This window comes from Hymenobacter bucti (assembly GCF_042681145.1).
GTDB classification, from domain to species: domain Bacteria; phylum Bacteroidota; class Bacteroidia; order Cytophagales; family Hymenobacteraceae; genus Hymenobacter; species Hymenobacter bucti.
The window spans coordinates 403,956-423,747 of record NZ_JBHUFD010000006.1 but is presented as its reverse complement, the minus strand read 5'-3'; the positions used below and the strand labels follow the sequence as shown (position 1 = coordinate 423,747).

14 protein-coding genes are annotated in these 19,792 nt (G+C 63.7%); 5 read left to right on the top strand and 9 right to left on the bottom strand.

The window, feature by feature from the left end; translation table 11 throughout:
* Positions 1 to 92: 92 nt before the first annotated feature.
* The 5 genes from ACFSDX_RS18125 to ACFSDX_RS18105 all read right to left on the bottom strand — a co-directional run bounded on the left by ACFSDX_RS18125 (position 93) and on the right by ACFSDX_RS18105 (position 9,810).
* Positions 93 to 1,463, bottom strand: coding sequence for a TolB-like translocation protein (locus ACFSDX_RS18125; protein ID WP_382316103.1), 1,371 nt, complete (start codon positions 1,461 to 1,463; stop codon positions 93 to 95).
* Between the two features lie 57 nt (positions 1,464 to 1,520).
* Entirely contained in the window at positions 1,521 to 3,053 is a 1,533-nt protein-coding gene (locus ACFSDX_RS18120) for a rhamnogalacturonidase (protein WP_382316101.1), read from the bottom strand.
* Positions 3,054 to 3,130: 77 nt separating this feature from the next.
* Entirely contained in the window at positions 3,131 to 4,501 is a 1,371-nt protein-coding gene (locus tag ACFSDX_RS18115) for a glycoside hydrolase family 88/105 protein (RefSeq protein WP_382316099.1), read from the bottom strand.
* 175 nt (positions 4,502 to 4,676) lie between these two features.
* A complete protein-coding gene (locus tag ACFSDX_RS18110; protein ID WP_382316097.1) occupies positions 4,677 to 6,590 on the bottom strand; it encodes a RagB/SusD family nutrient uptake outer membrane protein in 1,914 nt (637 codons plus the stop codon).
* Between the two features lie 28 nt (positions 6,591 to 6,618).
* On the bottom strand, positions 6,619 to 9,810 hold the full coding sequence (locus tag ACFSDX_RS18105; protein WP_382316096.1) for a SusC/RagA family TonB-linked outer membrane protein: 3,192 nt from the start codon (positions 9,808 to 9,810) through the stop codon (positions 6,619 to 6,621).
* Positions 9,811 to 10,227: 417 nt separating this feature from the next.
* Here ACFSDX_RS18105 and ACFSDX_RS18100 point away from each other — a divergent pair, with 417 nt between their 5' ends.
* The 5 genes from ACFSDX_RS18100 to ACFSDX_RS18080 all read left to right on the top strand — a co-directional run bounded on the left by ACFSDX_RS18100 (position 10,228) and on the right by ACFSDX_RS18080 (position 15,699).
* Entirely contained in the window at positions 10,228 to 10,551 is a 324-nt protein-coding gene (locus ACFSDX_RS18100; RefSeq protein ID WP_382316095.1) for a hypothetical protein, read from the top strand.
* Positions 10,552 to 10,721: 170 nt separating this feature from the next.
* Positions 10,722 to 11,381, top strand: a complete 660-nt coding sequence (locus ACFSDX_RS18095; protein ID WP_382316093.1) for an NUDIX hydrolase — start codon at positions 10,722 to 10,724, stop codon at positions 11,379 to 11,381.
* Positions 11,382 to 11,491: 110 nt separating this feature from the next.
* Positions 11,492 to 12,019, top strand: a complete 528-nt coding sequence (locus tag ACFSDX_RS18090; RefSeq protein WP_382316091.1) for a hypothetical protein — start codon at positions 11,492 to 11,494, stop codon at positions 12,017 to 12,019.
* A gap of 95 nt (positions 12,020 to 12,114) precedes the next feature.
* The gene (locus tag ACFSDX_RS18085) at positions 12,115 to 13,617 is read left to right on the top strand and encodes a nicotinate phosphoribosyltransferase (RefSeq protein WP_382316089.1); all 1,503 of its coding nucleotides are present in this window, start codon (positions 12,115 to 12,117) and stop codon (positions 13,615 to 13,617) included.
* Positions 13,618 to 13,758: 141 nt separating this feature from the next.
* Positions 13,759 to 15,699, top strand: a complete 1,941-nt coding sequence (locus tag ACFSDX_RS18080) for a RecQ family ATP-dependent DNA helicase (RefSeq protein WP_382316087.1) — start codon at positions 13,759 to 13,761, stop codon at positions 15,697 to 15,699.
* A 116-nt stretch (positions 15,700 to 15,815) separates the two neighbouring features.
* Here the strand turns inward: ACFSDX_RS18080 and ACFSDX_RS18075 are convergent, their stop codons facing one another.
* From ACFSDX_RS18075 to ACFSDX_RS18060, 4 genes are all read right to left on the bottom strand, one after another.
* A complete protein-coding gene (locus tag ACFSDX_RS18075) occupies positions 15,816 to 16,115 on the bottom strand; it encodes a rhodanese-like domain-containing protein (protein ID WP_382316085.1) in 300 nt (99 codons plus the stop codon).
* A 9-nt stretch (positions 16,116 to 16,124) separates the two neighbouring features.
* The gene (locus ACFSDX_RS18070) at positions 16,125 to 16,574 is read right to left on the bottom strand and encodes a nucleotidyltransferase (RefSeq protein ID WP_382316083.1); all 450 of its coding nucleotides are present in this window, start codon (positions 16,572 to 16,574) and stop codon (positions 16,125 to 16,127) included.
* A 180-nt stretch (positions 16,575 to 16,754) separates the two neighbouring features.
* Entirely contained in the window at positions 16,755 to 18,737 is a 1,983-nt protein-coding gene (locus ACFSDX_RS18065) for a T9SS type A sorting domain-containing protein (RefSeq protein WP_382316081.1), read from the bottom strand.
* 218 nt (positions 18,738 to 18,955) lie between these two features.
* Positions 18,956 to 19,711 (bottom strand): PASTA domain-containing protein, encoded by a 756-nt coding sequence (locus ACFSDX_RS18060; protein WP_382316080.1) that lies wholly within the window; start codon positions 19,709 to 19,711, stop codon positions 18,956 to 18,958.
* Positions 19,712 to 19,792: the final 81 nt, after the last annotated feature.

Sequence of the window (19,792 nt, the reverse complement as noted above, 5' to 3'; positions counted from 1 at the left end):
ATTAGTAAGGCCCGTGAAGGCGGTGGAAAAGGAATGGAATTTGGTAGCGTAAGTAATTAGCCGACAGCCCGAAGCAGCAGGCCAGGGAAGGCTTACTCAGCCTTGCGCGCCAGCCACTCGGCCGGCACCGGAATGATGCAGATGTTCATGCTGCGGTTATCAGCCGAGAGCATGGCCGACTGAATCTCGATGCGGGTGCCGTCGGGGCTCATGGTGGGGTGGGGGTGGTCGGCGGCGGTGGTTTTGTGGCCGGCCGAGAGTAGCCGCAGCTCGTGGGTGCGGCGGTCGAGGAGGTAGATGTTGCGGGCAAAGTCGTCGCCCACGGCCCAGCGGCCATCCGGCGAGCCGCTCACGTGCCAGAGGCCGCTGCCGCTGGGCGTTTGGCCCGCGATGGTCATCTCGCGGGTGCGCAGGTTCACGATGCCCAGCCCGGTGGGCTTTTCGCGGGTGCCCGACGGGCCCCAGGCGGCTTCCTGGCCGGGGTTAGCGCCCGCTACGGGCGTGCCGGCGGCGGCTTCTTGGGCTAAGGCCGGTACCGGGCGGTGGCCCATGATGGCCAGGGCCACTTCGTCTTTGCTAATGACGGCCTCGTGGGTTACCCATTCGTAGGGCGCCTCGGGGTAGAGCGGGCGCAGGCCACTGCCATCGGCCTGCACTGTCCAGGTGCGTTGGGGCGACTTGCCGCCCGTTTCCCAGCAGAAGATAATCTCGCCCGGCACCCAGGGGTTGGTTTGGATGTGCCCAATCTGAAACGGCACCGACACCACGTACTTGATGGCTCCGGTGCGCACGTTCATCGCCGCGATGCCCGCCGGCCCCGCCCCCATGTGGCGCGGCCCAAACTCGGTTTCGAGCTTGGTGCCGGGCGCGAGGTGGCGGGCGGCTTCCTCCTTGCCCACCCGGAAGTAGGCCCAGGTTTCGTCGCCATCCAGGGCCATGTCGCCCCCGGCTTGCAGGGCGGCGGGCGTGGTGCCGCACACGCGCTGGTAGGCGCTGGCTTTCTTGAGCTTGCCGCGCTGGCTGTCGGCCAGCAGCTGGCCTAGGTCCACTTCCACGATTTGCAGGGTGGCGGGCGGGCGGTTAGCGCCGTCGGCGGCGGGGGCGGCGGTGCCCGGCGGCTGGCGCATAAAGTAGAGCTTCATGGCCTGGCGCGCCACGTTGAGCATGCCCGTGTAGCCGCCTTCGGTTACCTGCACCTGCTCGCCGGTTTTTTCATTCACGGCCAGCGCCTCGCCCTTCACCCGGCCCGAGCGGAAGATGAGCCACTGCCCGTCGGCGGTCCATTGGTTGTGGGTTTGGTAGATTTTGGAATCGCCCACCGGCGTGCTGGTCAAAAACGTGAGCTCGGTGCCCGTCACGGGGTCGCGCACCACCCGGCGCTCGGAAGGAAAGCGGCGGCCGATTTGGGCCTCGGCGGCGGTGGTGAGCAGGAGGGCGCAGGTGAGCAGCGTGTTGGTTTTCATGCGGGCATCGGGTGGGAAAAGTAGGTGGAGGGCGCGGGCGCGGCCCGTGCCCATCCGTTAGTAGGATTTCGTCGTAGCCTTTTCCAGCTTCAAATCCGGCAGCGCTCCGCTGTCCGTCACTACCAGGCTGCTTACCTGGCGCAGCACCAGGCGCGGCGCGGCCGCCCCCGCCGGCACCGTTACCTGGTGCAGAGCCGCGCCCTGCACGTCGGTTAGCAGCAGCGCGGCGCGAGTTTCGGAACCTAGTAAATAAAGGTTTACGCCGTTCAACGTTAGGTTTTTAGCGTGCCGAATGTAGAAGCCGTAGGCCGGGCCGACACCCAGCTTCTGCGGCTCGGGGTAGCCGGCGGCATCCTCCGGCAAGTCGGCCTGAATGCTAGCCGCCGAAGCCGCGTCCAGCGGCTTGTACCAGATGCTGATGTTGCTCAGCTGCACGTCCTCGATGGCGTAGCCCGGCACCCCGCTGATGAGCGTGGCAAAGCGGGAGTCGGCATTGTACACGTTCACATTGCTGATGCTGATGCGCCGCAGCGCCCCCACCGCTGTGCCGGCCGGGGCCCGCAGCCGGGCCCCCAGGCGCAGAAAAATCGGCGCGTTGATGATGTCACGCATCGTGATGTTGCTGATAACCACGTCTTCGAGCAGGCCGCCATCCACGGTCTCCAGGGCCAGGCCCCGGCAGTACTCAAACACGCAGTTGCTGATGGCGATGTTGCGGAAGCCGCCGTTCGACTCGGTGCCGCACTTGATGCGGCCGGTGGGCCCCTCGTGGTCGGGCACGAGGTCGGCTTCGCGGCGCTGGTAAGTGCCGTCGAGCAGCGTGCCCCGGTCGAAACCCGTGACCTGGCAGTTGGTGATAGTCACGTTTTCGGTGGCGCGGGCATACCCTAGGGCGTAGGAGCTTTTGAGGCAAATGGCGTCGTCCCAGGGCGAGTTGACGGTGCAGTTGCTCACCCGCACGTTGTGGCAGCAGTCGATGTCGAGGCCGTCGCGGTTGGTATCGAGCTTGAGGTTGTCGATAGTCAGGTTGTCTACGCCCGTGGCCAGCAAAGCAAAGTGCCCGCCCTGCCGCACCGTAAAATCGCGCAGCGTCACGTTGCGGCACAGCTTCAGGGCAATGGCCTTGTTGCCGATGGGCGCCTGGTGCGGCCCCTCCCGCGTGAGGCCCTGCCCGTAAATGGTGCCCGGACCTAAGATGGAAATATCCACCAAGTTCTCGCCCCAAATCAGACTATTGTGCCAGTGGCTGTGGCCAAAGTCCTGGTATTTGTCGTTGGCGGCGGGCTCGGGCGCGTCGTAGCCTACAGCGCCTACCGGCGTGGCCGCCAGCAGCGTAGCGCCCTGGTCGAGGTACAGGGCCACGTGGCTGCGCAGCCGAATGGAGTAGCTGCGGTAGCGCCCCGCGGGCAGCAGCACCGTGCCGCCGCCCGCGCCGGCCGCCGCACCAATGGCGCGGTTGATGGCCTCGGTGTCCAAGGTCACGCTGTCGCCTTTGGCCCCGAAGCTCCGCACGTTATACGTGCCGGGCGGGGCCGCGCGGGCACCTAGGGCGAGGAGCGCAAAAACCAGGCAAAGGGCGGAGCGGAGCATAGCGTAGAGGTTGCGCGGACTATGTAGTCCGCTATTCGTAGCGCAGCCAGTCGCGGACTACCACGTCCGCGCAACCCTCATTTCAGGAGCTGCACCGAGCTGTCGTTGATGCCGTAGGGGTGCTGCTTGAGCAGCTGGAGTATCTCGGCGCCGGCCAGCAGCACCGGGCCGTAGCCGTGGGCGGCGTACACGTTCACGGGGCGGTAGTAGTAGAAGGCGGGGTCGAAGCCCATGCCCGTGCCCACGCACACCCCTTCCACCTGACCTAGGTCGTTGACCTTGGTGCTCACGGCGTTCCAGGCCAGCAGGGTCATGGGGCCATACACCTTGGCATCGAGCCAGCCCTGGTTGATGGCGTGGGCAATGGCGTAGCAGTAGATGGCCGTGGCCGAGGTTTCGAGGTACGAGTCGGGGCGGTCGAGCAGCTGGTGCCAGAAGCCGCTGCCGGCCTGGCGGTCGGCCAGCCCGCGGGCGTGGGCGCGCAGTAGCTTCAGCACGGCCGGGCGGCCGGGGTGGTCGGCGGGCAGCACGTCGAGCAGCTCCACCTTGGTGAGGATGGCCCAGCCGTTGGCCCGCGCCCAGTGAAACTCGGGGTGCTCGGCCATGTCCTGCACCCAGCCGTGGCGGTAGAGGCCCTTGCTGTCGTCAAACATGCGGGGCGCAAACTGCGATACCTGCTTCACGGCCTCGTCGTAGTAGCGTCGCTCGCCGGTGAGCTTGCCCATCTGGGCCAGCGCCGGCACGCTCATGTACAAGTCATCGAGCCACAACGTGTTGGGCTGCGGCCGGTTGCGGGCCAGGGTGCCGTCGGGCAGGCGGTACTCCTTGGTCATGATGAAGTCCATGAACCGGTTTATCAGGGGCCGCAGGTCGGCGGTGGCTCCTGCGCGCTGCGCCTTAATCATAGCCGCGCAAAGGGCCCCGGCATCGTCGAGGGCGTGGGGCTGCAATACCGAGCGCACGGGCGTGCCGGCCTCGGGGTGCGCCACTTGGTAGGCCTGAAAGTAGGGCACCAGCTCGGCTAGAAACTTCGTTCGGCTCAGGGTGTAGGCGGCGTACTTGGGGTCGCCGGTCACCTCGCTGGCCCGCAGCATGCCGGCGTAGGTCACGCCCCATTCGTAGCTGGTCAGCCGAAAATCGCCGGGCTTGATAATGGCGTCGGGGTTGAACTTGCGGCGGTCGGTGATAGGCGCGTTGGTCTTTTTATCAACCAGCTCGGCGGGCGTGGCGGCGTCTAGGTAGCCATACACCCGGTCGAGCACCTGGCGCACGTCCTCGGCCTTGGCCTGGCCGTAGGGCACCGGGTAGTCGGGCTTCAGCAGGTGCAGCGGGGTCGTGGTGTCGTTGGTTTTGGGCGGGGCGGGCGGGGTAGTCTGGGCGCGCAGGGCGGCGGCGGGCGCTAGCAGGAGCGCCAGCGCCAGCAGCTTTTTGGCCGAAGGAAAAGGCATTAGCAAAGCTTTTAAAGAATGATGTTGCCCCGGCGCGGGGCCCCGCGCCGACCTAAGGCGGTACCTAGGTTAGGGCACGGCCAGGCAGTAGCGCGGGCTTTTAGCCCGCGAGTGAGTAAGTCGTTGTTACCCGCCGGCTGAAAGCCCGCGCTATCGTAGCTACCGAAGAATCGCGCTAGTATCCGGGGTTTTGCTCGGCCTGGCGCTCGGTGGTGCTCAACGGCTGGCCGTTGCGGAAAATGCGCTCTAGGTGCGTCTGCGGGATGGGGCGCAGCTTGTGGAAGGGCTGGATGGCCACCGCGTCGGGGTTGTGGTAGCGGGTGCGGGCCACCAGCGTTTCGGTGCGGGCCAGGTCTTCCCAGCGGTGCAGCTCGCCGAGCAGCTCGCGGGTGCGCTCATTGAGGATGAAGTGGATGAAGCGCTCGGCCGTGGAGCCCACCGCGGGTGGGTACATTTCCTTGGGGTCGTTGGTGGTGAAGTTGGCCTGCGTGGCCGTGAGGGCGGGGTAGGTGCTGGTTACGTCGCCGCGCACGCCGCCCTCGTAGCGGTAGTTGACGTTGGGCCGCACCTCGCCGGCCTTGTAGGCTGCCCGCTGGCGCACCAGGTTCACGTACTGCAAGGCCTTGGTGTAGTCGCCCTTGCGGCCGTAGGCCTCCGCTGCAATCAGGTAGGTTTCCGCGAAGCGGGCCAGAATACCGTCCTTGGTGCCGGCCTCGTCGGCGGCGCTGGTGCGGAAGGGGTCGTTGTACTTAATGAGCTGCGGAAACTTGTTGCGCAGCCCTACCGCGCCGGTCGGGTCGTAGCCGGGCACCACGGTGCCGGCGGCATTGCGCACGTAGCGGGCATACACGCGGTAGCGCGACCGCGTAATCTGGGCCTGCGGCACGGGGTTCTGCGGCGTGTTCACGACCACGAAAAAGGCCGTGTCGCCCACCGCAAACTTGTTCTGGTTTACTTGGGCGGGCGTGGGGGCGTCGGCGGCGGTCCACTTCGGCAGGTTGCCGCTGTTGTTGGCAATCCAGGCCGTGCGCATCATCTTATAAAACCGCGAGTCGTTGCGGCGGTCGAAGATGTCCAGGGCGTAGTTGGTGGGCATCACGCGGCGAAAAGGCCGGTCGTTGAGCAGGTCGCGGGCCATGCCGGGCTCGTTGTCATACTGCAAGGTGAAGTACGAGTGCACGCGGTTGCCGAAGCGCCCGGCCAGCGCCGGCACGTTCAAAAACTGCGACGAGAAAATGATTTCCTTGCTCGTTTGGGCCGCCACGCTGTTGGTGTAGCTCGAAAAGTCGAACAGCCGGGCGTAGTCGGTTTCCAGCGCGTAGCGCCCACCCGCAATCACCTGGTCGGCGTAGTAGGCGGCGCTGTCGATGTCGGTTGGCTTCTGGCCGCGCACGTCAGTCACGGCACTGCCGCGGGTGAGGTACGCCTTGGCTAGGTAGTGCTGGGCCGCGCCCTGGGTGGCCCGCCCAAAGTCAGTGGTGGTGGGCGAGAGCGTAGTGGCCGCGTAGCGCAAGTCCGAGATAATGAGGCGGTACACGTCGGGCACGGGGGCGCGGGAGTACTCCAGCTGCACGCCCTCGGTGGGGGTGGTCACCAGCGGAATGGCCCCGTACTGCTGCACCAGCTGGAAGTAGTAGTAGGCCCGCAAAAAGCGTAGCTCGGCCAGGCGCTGGTCCTTTTGGGCCTGGGTGCGCAGTGTGGTGGTGCCCTGAATGCCGGGGATGCGCGCAATGCCGATGTTGCAGCGGTTGATGCCGTCGTAGTCGGCCGTCCACACGCCGTCCACAAAGCCATCAGACGAGTTGAGGCGGCTGTCGTAAATGTCCCACCAGTAGAAGTTTATCTGGTCGGCGTAGGTCATTTCATCAACGCCAAAGTTGAACATGGCGTAGGAATGCTCGTTGGCAAACTTGTAGCGGGTTTGCTCGTAGCCCGACTTCACTAGGTCTTCCAGCCCCTGCTCGGTGCTGAAATAGTCGTTGGTGAGCGTCGAAACCAGTTCTTCTTTCAGGTAATCTTTGCACGAGCCCAGGCCCAGCCCGAGCAGCGCAATCGCGCCCACGGCGCGCAGTGTACGAATAGTAGTCATGAGAAATAGCGGCGAAGGGGGTGGGAAATCAGAAGCCGAGGCGCAGGCCCACGATGAGGCTTTTGGTACCTAGGTTGCGGGCCTGAGCTAGCTCGCCCGAGGTAGAGCCAATGTCGCTGGCCTCGGGGTCGAGGCCCCGGAACTTGGTGAACAGGAAGGGGTTAACCGCGTTGACGTAGATGGCCAAGTTGCTAGCCCGAATCTTGGTGCTGATGGCCGGCGGCACGGTGTAGGTTAGCGAGATATTGCGCACCCGCACAAAGCTGCCGCTCTGGAAGGGGTAGCCGCCGTTGTTCTTAGCGGCGTCCTGGCCGATGGCCGGGCGCGGGTACTCGTTGTTGGGGTTGGTGGGCGTCCAGTAGTCCACGGCCAGGCCGGGGTAGCGGCCCCCTAGGCCCGGCGCGTAGCCGGTGGCCAGCAGCTGCCCCACGCGGGCATACACCAAAAAGCTCAGCTCGAACGCCTTGTAAGTAAACGTGTTATTCACGCTGCCGCTCCACTTGGGGCGGTTCGAGCCCAGCACCACGAAGTCGTTGGCGTTGATGAGCTGGTTGTTGTCTTGGTCAACGATTTTGATTTCGCCAGGCTTGGCGCCGTACACCTTGGCCGCGTCGGCCTCCGAGGTTTGCCAGATGCCAGCGTTCTGGTAGTTGTAGTACACGCCCAGCGGCTGGCCGATAAACCAGCGGTTGCCCACGTCATCGACCGAGCCCGAGGCCAGGCTCACGAACTCTTCTTTGTTGCGGGTAAACACGTAGTCGGTGCTCCAGCGGAAGTTTTTGCCCTCCACGTTCACCGTCGTCAGGCCCACTTCGACGCCGCTGTTGCGCGTCGCGCCCACGTTTTGCAAGATGCTGACCACGCCGCTCACCGCCGGCAGGGCGCGGGGCAGCAGCAGGTCGGTGGTGTTGGCGCGGTAGACCTCCACCGAGCCGGTGACGCGGTTTTTGAAGAAGCCAAAGTCAATCCCTAGGTTCAGCGTCGAGGTGCGTTCCCACTTCAGGTTGGGGTTGGGCAGGCCGCCTAGGGTGCCGGGCAGGGTGCCGGGCGTGGGCGAGTAGCCGTAAGCGGGCGTTTCGTTGAAGGCGTAGGCCGACTGCTGCAAGGTGCCGCCCGTGGTGTAGGGGTCGATGGAGGCCTGGCCCACGGTGCCGTAGCCCGCGCGCAGCTTCAGTTCGCTCACCGCTTCTACGTTGCGTAAGAAGTTCTCCTGCTGCACTTTCCAAGCCACCGCCACCGACGGGAAGAAGCTCCACTTGTTGCTCGGCGCCAGCACCGAGGCACCATCGGCGCGGCCGGTCAGGGTCAGCAAGTAGCGGTCGAGGTAGCCGTAGTTGATGCGGCCCATCCACGACATCAGCGAGCGCGCCGAGTAGTAGCTGCCGAAGCCGTTGGCCGCCGCCTTGTAGGTCGAGCTCAGGTTGTACCACTTCTGGCTATCGTAGGGCAGGTCGAGGGCGTTCACCGACGAGCCCTCGCCGCGGTCGGCCTGCACGCTTTGCAGAGCGGTGATGCCCAGCGAGTGCTTTTCGCCAAACTGCCGGTCGTAAAACAGCAGATTTTCAACTACGTAGGTGAAGTTCTGGCCCTGGTCGTATTGCCCGTAGGACACTGAGTTGGGGCCGCCCGCATCGCGGGCAATGGCCCGCGCCGACTGGAAAATACCCGTGCGGTTGTTGCGGAAGTCGGGCCCCACGTTTAGGCGGTAGCGCAGGCCCTTGAGCGGCAGTTTGACATCGGCGTAGAAGCTGCCGAAAAAGCGCGTCACGCGCCGCTCGTTAAAGGCGTTGTTCTGCTCGCGCAGGGGGTTGAAAATCAGCGGGTCGCCGCCGGGGTTGGTAAGAAAGCTGCCATCGGGCGCGTAGGGCACGGCGTAGGGCAGCTGCCCGGTAGCGCGGCCGTAGATGTCGGGCCCGTAGTTCTGGATGGACAGGCTGGCGTTGGTGGAGGCCCCTAGGGTGATGGCCGAGTTGACTTTCAGGTCGAGGGTGGCGCGGGCGTTGTAGCGCGCAAAATCCTGCCCGAGCTGAATGCCGTTTTGCTTGAGGTAGCCCACGGCCACCGAGGCCCGCAGCTTGTCGGTGCCGCCGCTGGCGCTGAGCTGGTGGTTTTGGGTGAGGGCCGTGCGCAGGGCTAGGTCCTGCCAGTCGGTGGTGCGCACCTTGCTGGCGTCGTAAACCGGGATTTCCGTCACGCTGGCGCCGTATAGAGTGCGCTCCTCGGCGGTGGTGGGGCGGGTGGCTACCACGCGGTTGGGGCGGTCTACCCAATCGTAGCCATCGGCGATGCCCTCCCAGGCGTTCAGGTCCTTGGAGCCAAAAAGCGCAAAGTCGCGCGCCGGGTCGGCGTAGAGCGGGGCGTAGGTGCCGTTGGAGCGGTTGGCCTCGCGCTGCACCTCCAAAAACCCGCCGCCGCTAAACAAATCGAGCGTGCGCGAGGCGCGGTCGGCGCTGAAATAGGTGTTGTAGTTAATCGAAAACTTGCCCTCCTGGCCGCGCTTGGTGGTCACAATCACGACCCCATTGGCGCCGCGTGAGCCATAAATGGCGGTGGCCGAAGCATCCTTCAGGATTTCGACCGACTGGATATCCTGGGGGTTAAAATCATTTAGGCCAGTACCTTGGGCCAGCGGAATGCCATCGACCACGTACAGCGGCTCGTTGGAAGCCCGGATGGAGCGGTTGCCCCGGATGCGAATGGACGGCACCTCGCCGGGCCGGAAGTTGCCGCCAGCCACGTCCACACCCGCCGCCCGGCCTTGTAGGGCCTGCGTCAGGTTTTGAGTTTGCACCTGCTGGATTTCCTTGGCCGACACCGAGGAGAGGGCGCCGGTCACGTCGCTCTTTTTCTGCGAGCCGTAGCCTACTACCACCACCTCGTCGAGGCCCTTGGCCTCGCCTTGCAGGCGCACATTGATAACCGACTGGCCGGCAATCTGGACTTCCTGCGTGGCGTAGCCCACGTAGGAAAAGATGAGTACGCCCCCGCCGCCCGCCGGCACTTGCAGGGTGTAGGAGCCATCGGGGCCGGTGCCGGTACCGTTGGTAGTGCCTTTTAATAAGACAGTTACGCCGGGTAGCTCTTCCTTGCCATCGGCCGACATCACCTTGCCGGTGATGGTGGTGCGCGGCGCGGGGGCCTGCGTTTGGGCCAGGGCGGCGGGCGCACTCAGCCCAGGCACCAGCCAAAGCAGGTGCGCCAAGTGGTACATCTTTTTCATAGGTCAGGAAAAGGTGGGAATTCGAAGGGGGGCGGCCAGTAAGGCTTTCGCTAACTGGCCGCTAACCTAGCGCAACCGTTTGCGGGCACTCACCTGTACTCTCCGGATAGATGAAGATTTCCTGTAGTTTTTGCACCCAAGTAGTCGCTGAATAACCACGGCGCTCTTGCTCGCAACCTCCTGCAAAAGCCGCCAAAACAGCCCAGCAAGGTGCCGGTCAGCAGGTGCCGGTGCCGGGGCGTCGCAAGCAGCACCGCAGGGGCGGGTGCGAGTTGGTCAGTAGTGGGTTAGGGTAGGTAGTATCCTTTGCGCGGAAAGCTGCGCGAGCTAAAAATGTGCATCGCAACGCAGCCCTTTCCGAGCCCAGGCCGTATATGCGGGGGTAGGTTACTCTCCACCTTACTAGCTTTTTCAATCATGACTACTAAATTTTTCTTCGCTGCCGCCGCTCTTTTCGCCGCTACCTCGGCGCCCGCCTTTGCCCAGACGGTAAAAGACGACGGCGACAAAACCAAGACGACCGTTGATGGCATGACCACCAAGACCAAGGTGTCTGACGACGGCAAAATGAAGGTGAAAGGCAAGGACAACGACGGCAACAGCATGAAAGCCACCACCAAGCCCTACAAAGGCAAGATGGCCAAGCGCATGAACGGCGACATGCAAGCCGGCGATATGAACATGAAGCACAAAGGCATGAAGCACAAGGGCATGAAGCATGACTCGACGGGCACTATGTAAATAGTCCTGGCGGTACCTAGGGCTGGGTTTTGTAAACACAGCCGCCTAGGTGTACAGCCCCGCGCATTACTACTGAAAGCCGGCCCCTAGGGTCGGCTTTTTTGTTGGCGCTGCGCCAAGCGGGCGCGGGTGGGGGGTAGGCTGGGCGCACGCGCTACTTTTGCCAGCCCATGCTGAGAGTCGCCGTCGATATTGTTTTGTTTGGTTATGCCGAGCAGCAGCTACAGCTGCTGCTCATTCGGCGCAAGTACGCGCCCATTGCCTGGGCGCTGCCGGGCGGCTTCGTGCTCGATGAAGAGGACCTAGATACTGCCGTGGCCCGCGAGCTGCAAGAAGAAGCCGGCGTGGCCGACGTGTACCTCGAGCAGCTCTACACCTTCGGGGCGGTGGCCCGCGACCCTCGGCGGCGCGTCATCAGCGTGGCGTACTACGGGCTGGTGAAGCCCGAAAAATTCACGCTCTCGGCCACCACCGACAGCGCCGAAGCCAAGTGGTTTCGCTTCGATAACCTGCCCGAGCTGGCCTTCGACCACGCCGATATCATTGGGGTGGCGCACCAGCGGCTGCGGGCTAAGGTCACCTATCAGCCCGTGGGCTTCGAGCTGCTGCCCGACAAGTTTCTGTTTTCCGACTTGCAGCGCCTCTACGAAACGCTACTGGGCCGCGAGCTCGACCGCCGCAATTTTCGCAAGAAGATACTTTCCTTCAGCATCGTGGAAGAAACCGGCGACAAGCAGCAAAACGTGGCGCACCGCGCCGGTAGCCTGTTCCGCTTCAATAAGGAGCGCTACGCCGAGATGGTGCAGTCAGGATTTTATTTTGAACTGTAAATCAGTGGATTGAAAAATAATGCTTGTGCATTTAAAAATTATAATCACCTTTGTGTAAAATATACGTTAAGTCATTCAAGCAGCTTAGCAAAACGGCTGCAACCTTGCTTATGTCAACGCGCATTGGAGTAGTAGTTGGCCGGTTTCAGGTGCCGCGCCTAGCCTTGCACCCCGGCTACCGGGCCTTGCTGGCCCACGTGGCCCACGAAAACGACGCGGTGCTGGTGGTGCTAGGGGAGGCTCCGCAACCTAACCAGCGCAATCCGCTGTCGGTCCAGCACCGGCGGGCCATGTTTGCCGAGGAATACCCCGCATTCCAAGTGCTGCCGCTGGCCGACGAACCCAGCGATGCCAGCTGGGTGCGCCACCTCGATGCGCTGGTAGCCAGCTCCCTAGGTCCGGGGCCGGCCACGGTGCGGCTCTACGGCGGCCGGGGCAGCTTTCTGGACACCTACCACCGCCACGGCGGGCAGTTTGCCACGGCGGCGTTGCCCGACCTCACCAGCCCGCACCACTGCGCCACCGACATCCGCCGCCGCATCGGGCAGGAGCAGCGCAGTTCGGTGGGCATCCGCACCGGGCTCATTCAGGCCTGGGAAAACAGCGCCGCCTGCGCCCTAGGTGGCGTCCCGGCTTAAGAGGTGCCGCTGGCCACCTAGGGCCGCCGCGGTAGCGGCCCGGTAGCGCTACCGCAGATTTTGCTTTATCATTGAGTACCAATTAGCTTTTTGTCATGGAAACGCTCATCGCCCCCGACCAGTCGGCCCTCATTGCTCAGCTGCAAGCGCAACTGGCTCACTTGCAGCAGGCCCAGACGCAGCGGCCCAATATTCTGCTGCTGTCTGATGCCTACAAGTACTCGCACGCCAAGTTTTACGAGCCGGGCACCACGCGCATCTACTCCTATCTGGAGTCGCGCGGACACCGTGACAAAACTTTCGAGGCCACGGTAGTAGCTGGTTACCAGTACTTGCTGAAGAAGTACCTGAGCGGGCCACTATTCACGCAGGAGGAGCTGGACTACGCCGCCGACCACCTAGCGGGCGTTTTTGGCCGCGACGACGTGTTTGACAAAGCCCGCTTTCAGCAGTGGCTCGATGAGTACGATGCCGTGGCGCCGGTGCGCATCCGGGCGGTGCCCGAGGGCACGGTGGTGGGTACCCGCAACGTGCTAATGACTATTGAGAACGTGGATGACCGGTATTTCTGGCTGCCTAATTTCCTGGAAACCTTACTCTTGCAAGTGTGGTACCCCACCACGGTAGCCACGCTGTCGCGGGAGGTGAAAAAGGTAGTGCGGCACTATTTCGACCTGACGTCGGACGCTACGAATCTTGATTTTCAGCTCAACGACTTCGGCTTCCGGGGCGTGTCGAGCGTAGAGTCGGCCCAGATTGGCGGCATGGCCCACCTCATCAGCTGGCTGGGCTCCGACAATACCACGGCCGCCGAGATGATACGGCGCTACTACAACACCCAGGAAGTGTACGCCAAATCCATCCCGGCCACCGAGCACAGCATCATGACGCAAGGCGGTGAAGATGGAGAGTTTGACGTGATAAAGCGGGTGCTGCACACCTACCCCACGGGGCCGGTGGCCTGCGTCTGCGACTCGTTTAACATCCTGCGGGCGGTGCGCTACATCGGCACCGAGCTCAAGGAAGAAGTGCTGGCCCGGCCGGGCACGCTCGTTATCCGCCCCGACAGCGGCGACATCATCAAAACGCTCGAAGCTATCTTCGATATTCTCTTCGAATGCTTTGGCTATGAGCTCAGTAGCAAGGGTTACAAAGTGCTGCCGCCGCAAGTGCGCGTCATTCAGGGCGACGGGGTTAACTACGACTCCATCAAGCACATGTACGAGGTGCTGGCCGCCCGCGGCATCGCGGCCGAAAACCTGCTCCTAGGTATGGGTGGCCGCCTGCTGCAAGCTGGTATCGACCGCGACACGTTCAACTTCGCCTTTAAAGCCAGCTACACCGAGGTCGGCGGCCAGGGCCGCGATGTGGTGAAATCGCCCACCGAACTGGACGCCGAAGGCAACCCCCAAAAGTCAACCAAACAGTCGAAAAAAGGCCGCCTGAAACTGGTAAAAACCACCGACGGCTACCGCACGCTCACTTCGGGCGATGCGGGCTTTGCCGAAGCGCAGGATGAGCTAGTAACGGTATACGAGTGGGGTAAGATGGTGCAGGAGAGCACGTTTGAGGAAATGCGGGAGCGGGCGCAGCTGTAATAACGAAGACCCCGCCCCCGGCCCCTCCCCTTCGGGAGAGGGGAGCCTAACGACTGGACAATATTTACTTGCGGTTGGCTCTCCTCTCCCGAAGGGGAGGGGCCGGGGGTGGGGTCAACGCGTCAGGTTTACCTTTGCCCCATGCTCACCGCCCCCCCCGAAACCACCCCGCTCGCGCTGCTGCGCCAGCACTGGGGGCACCAGCAGTTTCGGCCGGGCCAGGAGGAAATTATCGAGGCGGTGCTGGCCGGCCACGATGCCCTGGCCCTGCTGCCCACCGGCGGCGGCAAAAGCATCTGCTTTCAGTTGCCGGCGCTGGCGCGGCCGGGCATCTGCATCGTGGTGTCGCCGCTCATCGCGCTCATGCGCGACCAGGTCGAAAACCTGCGTAAGCGCGGCATCAAGGCCGAGGCCGTGTACGCGGGCATGAGCCACCAGGAAATCGACCAGACGCTCGATAACTGCGTGTACAGCAAGGAAATAAAATTCCTGTACGTGTCGCCCGAGCGGCTGCTGACGGACTTGTTTCGGGCGCGGCTGGCTCGCATGAACGTGGGATTGCTGGCCATTGACGAGGCGCACTGCCTCTCGCAGTGGGGCTACGATTTTCGGCCGCCCTACCTGCGCATCGCCGAGCTGCGGGCGCTGCTGCCGGCCACCGTGCCGTGCATCGCGCTCACGGCCACGGCCACCGGGCAGGTGCGGCAGGACATTGTGGAGAAGCTGAATTTTCGGTCCGGCTACGGCATCTTCACCCAAAGCTTTGCCCGGCCCAAGCTCTCGTATTCGGTGTTGCACACCGAGGACAAGCTGCGCCGCCTACTGGAAGTACTGCGCGGCATCGGGCCCGGCAAAACCGGCATTGTGTATGCCCGCACCCGCCGCCAGGCCGAGGACACGGCTACCTGGCTGGTGCAGCAAAAGCTGCCCGCCGCCGCCTACCACGCCGGCCTGCCCGCCGAGCAGCGCACCCGCGTGCAACAAGCCTGGCTGACCGATAAAACGCGCATCATCGTGGCCACCAATGCCTTCGGCATGGGCATCGACAAGCCCGACGTGCGCGTGGTGGCCCACCTTGACGCGCCCGCCACCCTCGAAGCCTACTACCAGGAGGCCGGCCGGGCCGGCCGCGATGGGCTCTACGCCTTCGCGGTGCTGCTCAGCGGCCCGGCCGATGCCGACAGCCTGCGCCGCCAAGCCACGCTGGCCCACCCGCCGCCCGACGTGGTACGCCGCGTGTACCAGGCGCTCGCCAACTACTCGCGCACGGCCGTGGGGGGCGGCGAACTGGTAGCCTTCGACTTCGACCTAGGGCTGTTTGCCGAGACGTATCGGCTCAAAGCGGTGGATGCCCACCACGCCCTCAAGATGCTGGAGCAGCAGGGCTTCGTGCAGGTGACGGAGGCCGTGAACCAGCCGGCCCGCGTGCAGCTCATTAGCAATCAGCAGGATTTATACCAGTTTCAGGTCGCCAACGCCCAGCACGACCTACTGATAAAAGCCCTGCTGCGCATGTACGGCGGCGAGCTGTTCGTGGGGTTTCAGGCCGTTTCGGAAGGCGCCCTCAGTCGCCACCTGCGCCAAAGCACCACCGACGTGGTGCGCCAGCTGCGCTACCTGCACACGGCCGGTGTGCTGCACTACCAGCCTAAGCGCGAGCTGCCGCAAGCCATGTTCACCACGCCCCGCTACGATGCGCCCCAGCTGCCGCTCGATGAGCGTCGCCTCAAGGCCGCCCGCCAACTCACCGAGCAGCAAACCACGGCCGTAATCGAGTACGCCGCCAGTACTACGCGCTGCCGCCAGCAACTGCTGCTCGACTACTTTGCCGAGCCTGACACGCCGGCCTGCGGCGTGTGCGACGTGTGCCTGGCCCGCAAAAAAGCCCGGCAAGCGCCCCTAGACGCCGCCGGGCTGCAAGCCGGATTGCTGGAATTGGTGCGCCCCGCGCCGCTGCTGCCGCGCGAGGTAGTGGCGCGTTATTCCAGCGCCGAAGCCGCCGTTGTTACGGCCGCGCTACGCACGCTGGTCGAACTCGGCCAGCTAACCTACGCGCCCGATGGGCGGCTGAGCGTGAAGTAACGCGAACTTTCCAGTTCGCGGGCGAGCGCAGCGAGCATCCCCGTCAGCCCGGCCACTACTAGCGTACCTAGGCGTAGGATGCTCGCTGCGCTCGCCCGCGAACTGGAAAGTTCGCGTTACTGAGCTTGGTAGGCCAGCATGCCGCCCTCTAGGTTGCGCACGTTGGTAAAGCCTTGCTGGGTTAGATACGCTTTGGCTGAAGCCGAGCGGGCGCCGCTTTTGCAATGCACGATAACTTCTCGGTCCTTCAGCTCTTCCAGGTCGTCGAGCTGCTGGGGCAGGGTGCCGAGCGGGATGTTCTGGCTGCCGGGGATGCGGCTTTCTTCGACCTCCCAGGTTTCGCGCACGTCGATGATGTGGGGCGTTTCGCCGGCTTGCTGGCGCTGCTTGAGCTCGGTGGTGGTGATGTCGGGCATGAGTAAAAATTAAGAAGGGTAATCGGGAGGAAGGTTGGCTAAATCCTGCATGTCCTGCGGGCGCTGGGTGGCGGCTTTGGCTTTGCGCAAGGCGCCTAGGTTGCAATACGTGACCGGCACTCCGGCCACTTCTACTACCAGGGCGTCGGTGGCACATTCTGCAAACGTCACCCCGGCAATCTGCGTCATCAAATCTATCCACACTTCCTGCCGGCTGAAGGACAGAAAATTGGGGATGGTTGTGAAGTCCGTTTCCTCAAACTCGCCCTGGGTGAAGCCGTAGCGCACCAACGCACGCACCACGCGGGTGGCGTTAGCCACCGTGGGCCGCACCAGCAAATCGATGTCGCCGGTGGTGCGCGGAAAGCCATGCGCGATAACCGCGTAGCCGCCAACTACCACGTACTCAACGCCCTCTTCGCGGAACAGGCGCAGCAGATTTAAATACTCGCTCTCCATAAGTCAGGATAGGATTGGCCGGGTTGGCCGCGTAAAGCTGCCGGGCGTGCGCAATGAGCCGAGCGGCGGCCGCCAAGCGTTCCTGCGGGGTTTTGGCCCACCAATACTGCCGCTGCGCTTCGTCGATGTCAGCCTTGTTTTGGGACTTGATAACCAGCATCCTAGCAAGAGACTAAACAACTATTGTAAAGAAAGGCGGCGGGTGGCCGTGCTGCCATCGGGCAAAGCCAGTTGCACCAGATACACGCCAGCCCGCAGGCCCGCCGGGAGGCGCAGCGTGGCTTGGCCGGCCTCGGCGGCGGGCTGCTGCCACACCGGGCGGCCCAGCACATCGAGCAGCGTAGCGCGGCTAAACCTGGGCCCATCCACGGCCACCGTGGTGCCGGTGGGGGCGGGGTTGGGGTAAAGCGCGAACGCGGCCGAAAGAGCCTGTTGCCCGCGGGTGGCCAGCACCGCCGTCTGGTTCATCACGGGCCGCAGCATGGGCACGCCGGCGGGCGTGAGCGTTTGGGCAACCCACGGGTCACCCGTGGTGGTGCCCTGGGTGTTGAGAAACAGGCTATTAGTGGGCAGCTGGCTGTTCAGGTCGAAGCCGTAGAGCAAAAACCGGCCGTTGGACGCCTGCCCGTAGCCCACGTAGAAGCGGCCCGACACGGCCACCGGCGCCGCAAAGGGCACCTCCACAAACCTTTGCCCAGTGGGCAGCGGGTTGGGGAGCGTGGCGGTGGCCGTGGCCAGCGGCGTGGCGGCGGGCTTGCCGTTGTTGTCGGCCCACACGGCAATGATTATGGGCCGGTTCTCGTTGTTTTCGCCCCCGGCGGCCAGCGGAATGTTATTAAACACCGGCGCTACCTGAATCGACTTCACGTAGTCGGCCTGGCTGGTGGTGAAGGCCAGCGCTAGGTAGCTGGTGGGGTTGGTATTGCTGGCGGGCAAGCCGATGCCCGACTCGGCCGTGCCGTCGTCGTAGGCGTAGTAATTACTCAGCTCTAGGTCGCGGCGCAGCGTGTCGTTGGGTAGCGTCAGCGGGTTGGTTTCGTTGGTGCGCAGCGCTAGCTGGTAGCGAAAGCGCCGGGTAGCGTTGCCCGATACGGCCAGCGTCGCCGTGGTGGCGTCGCCCTGCACCACCTCCTGGCGGGCGGCCGCCGCAATGGGCCGGTTGCCGGTAAGCCAGGTGGCCGGGGCCGCGCCGCCGCTGGTGAGCTCGCGCACCGTGCCCAGCCAGCTCACCGGGGTAGGCGTGGTGAGGGGGGCGGTGAGGCTGTTGATAGTTGCCGTGAGGGCCGGGTTGAGGGGCGAGGTGCCGGAGGTGGCGGCCGCCGCGTACTGCCACACCGGCATCGAGGTGTAGGGGCGCAACGGGCTACCTAAGCCCCGGCTGGTGGCAATGTCCTGAAACGTGGTGTCGTTAGCCGCCCGGTTGCTGTTCAGGTAGATGTAGTCCAGGCCAAACAGGTCGGTGTTGAGGGTGCGGCTGCCGCTGGCCCGGAAGCGAAACTGAAAGCCGCCATGCAGGTAAGCCGCTTGGTTGAGGGCCAGAATCTGCTGCCGGAAGCGGGTGGTGGCGCCCCGGCTGCTGTACGACCACGCCGCCTGCCAGCGCCCCGTGTTGTCGAGCAGCTCCAGCGTCAGGCTCACCGGCGCGCTGCTGGTGCTGGCATTGGGCGTGCCCACCAGGCTGCCCGCTTGCCAGGCAAAGCTCAGGTACACGTTGCTGGCGGCACCTAGGGTCGATAAATCAATGACTTGCGAGGTCAGCGTATCAGTCTGGCCGTAGGCCGTGGCTTGGTTGGGCGAGTAGGGCAGGCCGCTGCTGCGCAAGCCATCGAGCGTAAGCGTGCCCCGCGTGAGGGGGTTCACGGCCAAGCGGTTGCTGACGTAAGTGCCGCCGCCCAGGTAGCGGATAGTGGCCCCTAGGTTGGGGTAAGTAGTCGTGGCGCCCAGCCAGCGGGTAGCGTTGGGCGAGCCCTCCAGCGGCGTGGTAAAATCATCAAAAAAAGGCAGCATCAAGGCCGTGGTGCGCTGGGCTGCTGCGTCTGCCGCAGCAGGGGCCGCCGTAGCCGCGCGGGCCGGGTCGGCGGGCAGGGGACCCGTAACGAGCTGCGCCACTGCCCCAAACGGCAGCAGCAACGGGAGGGCCAGCAAGCGGAGCAGTAGACGCATAGGATTCAATTATCAGTTAGCAATGAGCAATTATCAGCCGGCGGATAGTTCCCGTACTAAAAAACTGTTTGAAGTAATGAAAAACGCCTGTCTTTGCGAGCGTAGCGAAGCAAGGACAGGCGTCTCAGGACAGTTTCAATTTAGCGTAAACAATTGATACGCTATTATCTGCTCAAAACTGTTGGTGAGGCTAATAATTGCTCATCGCTAACTGCCAATTACTCGGCTATCCAGAGGTCAACGAGCTGGCCCATGCGGATGGTGGCGCCCGGTACCGGGCGCTGGCGCACTACGGTGCCGGGCGCCTGGCCATCCTCGGCGGCTTGCTTAAATAGCTCGCCCATCTGCAGGCCCTGGCCGGCAAGTAGGGTGCGGGCCTCATCCTCCGGCATGTTGACTAGGGTAGGCGCGGCAAATTCCTGGTTGCCCTGGCCATCGCCTACTACCAAGTCCACCTTGGTGCCTTTGGCCACGGGCGCGCCGGGCGCTATTTCCTTGCCATTCACCAGCTGCTTCAGCACCATGTCCTGGGCCAGGTCGGGCACCAGCTGCTTCTGGCCAAAAATCAGGTCGTAGCTTTTCAAAATCATTTGCGCATTCTTCACCGAGCCATCGGTGAGCTTGGGCATCTTGATGACCGGCGGGTGGCGCATGGCCACCGAAATGTAGATTTTGCGGTCTTCCTTCACCTTCTCGCCGGCCGCGGGCTCCTGGGTGAGTACCATCAGGGGCGGCGCGCTGGCCGAGTAACTGCTGTCATCCACGTAGTAGGCCAGGTTGCGCTGGTCGAGGTAGTTTTCGAGGTCGGCCAGGTTCATGCCCGTGATTTTGGGCACCACAATGGTTTCGCCATGGTGCGTGGTCAGGGGCAGGTACACGTAGAAAAAGCCCAGCACCAGCCCCGCCCCCAGCGCCGCAATGACGATGAGGTGCTTGAAAACGTCGAACCAGGTATCAGATTTGAAGAAAGACATGTGCTGTAAAAGGTCATGCGGAGCGCAGCGAAGCATCTCGCGGGGCGCAGTAACTAATAACGTAAAGATTTACTGCGCCCC

Excerpts from the sequence above, each read along its gene's own strand:
- ACFSDX_RS18125 (WP_382316103.1), bottom strand. The coding sequence starts at position 1,463 with ATGAAAACCAACACGCTGCTCACCTGCGCCCTCCTGCTCACCACCGCC.
- ACFSDX_RS18120 (WP_382316101.1), bottom strand. The coding sequence starts at position 3,053 with ATGCTCCGCTCCGCCCTTTGCCTGGTTTTTGCGCTCCTCGCCCTAGGT.
- ACFSDX_RS18115 (WP_382316099.1), bottom strand. The coding sequence starts at position 4,501 with ATGCCTTTTCCTTCGGCCAAAAAGCTGCTGGCGCTGGCGCTCCTGCTA.
- ACFSDX_RS18110 (WP_382316097.1), bottom strand. The coding sequence starts at position 6,590 with ATGACTACTATTCGTACACTGCGCGCCGTGGGCGCGATTGCGCTGCTC.
- ACFSDX_RS18105 (WP_382316096.1), bottom strand. The coding sequence starts at position 9,810 with ATGAAAAAGATGTACCACTTGGCGCACCTGCTTTGGCTGGTGCCTGGG.
- ACFSDX_RS18100 (WP_382316095.1), top strand. The coding sequence starts at position 10,228 with ATGACTACTAAATTTTTCTTCGCTGCCGCCGCTCTTTTCGCCGCTACC.
- ACFSDX_RS18095 (WP_382316093.1), top strand. The coding sequence starts at position 10,722 with ATGCTGAGAGTCGCCGTCGATATTGTTTTGTTTGGTTATGCCGAGCAG.
- ACFSDX_RS18090 (WP_382316091.1), top strand. The coding sequence starts at position 11,492 with ATGTCAACGCGCATTGGAGTAGTAGTTGGCCGGTTTCAGGTGCCGCGC.
- ACFSDX_RS18085 (WP_382316089.1), top strand. The coding sequence starts at position 12,115 with ATGGAAACGCTCATCGCCCCCGACCAGTCGGCCCTCATTGCTCAGCTG.
- ACFSDX_RS18080 (WP_382316087.1), top strand. The coding sequence starts at position 13,759 with ATGCTCACCGCCCCCCCCGAAACCACCCCGCTCGCGCTGCTGCGCCAG.
- ACFSDX_RS18075 (WP_382316085.1), bottom strand. The coding sequence starts at position 16,115 with ATGCCCGACATCACCACCACCGAGCTCAAGCAGCGCCAGCAAGCCGGC.
- ACFSDX_RS18070 (WP_382316083.1), bottom strand. The coding sequence starts at position 16,574 with ATGGAGAGCGAGTATTTAAATCTGCTGCGCCTGTTCCGCGAAGAGGGC.
- ACFSDX_RS18065 (WP_382316081.1), bottom strand. The coding sequence starts at position 18,737 with ATGCGTCTACTGCTCCGCTTGCTGGCCCTCCCGTTGCTGCTGCCGTTT.
- ACFSDX_RS18060 (WP_382316080.1), bottom strand. The coding sequence starts at position 19,711 with ATGTCTTTCTTCAAATCTGATACCTGGTTCGACGTTTTCAAGCACCTC.